This is a genomic window from Mesorhizobium sp. M8A.F.Ca.ET.202.01.1.1 (assembly GCF_004791595.1).
Classification (GTDB): Bacteria; Pseudomonadota; Alphaproteobacteria; order Rhizobiales; family Rhizobiaceae; genus Mesorhizobium.
In genome coordinates this window covers 1-278 of the sequence record NZ_SRUN01000349.1, presented here as the reverse complement: position 1 = coordinate 278, position 278 = coordinate 1, and the positions used below count along the sequence as shown (strand labels likewise).

1 pseudogene is annotated in these 278 nt (G+C 71.6%); it reads left to right on the top strand.

What is annotated here, in order from left to right:
- Positions 1-278 (top strand): annotated as a pseudogene (locus EN845_RS35155) (xanthine dehydrogenase family protein subunit M); the annotation flags it as partial.

Below are 278 nucleotides of genomic sequence, written 5' to 3'. Positions count from 1 at the left end.
TCTACCGCTCGGCGCGTTCATCCTCGGCAATCGACGCACGGCGCTGGAGCCAGGCGAGTTGGTCACCGCCATCCGCGTGCCGAAGCGTTCCGCGACTGGCACGTCGGCCTTCGTCAAGCTTGGCGCGCGACGCTACCTCGTCATCTCGATCGCCATGGCGGCGGCGCGGCTCGTGATCGAGGACGGGGTGGTCGCCGATGCGGCGATTGCTGTCGGCGCGTGCTCCGCCGTCGCCCGCCGCCTTACCGGCGTTGAGGCGGCTCTGCGCGGCCAGCCGG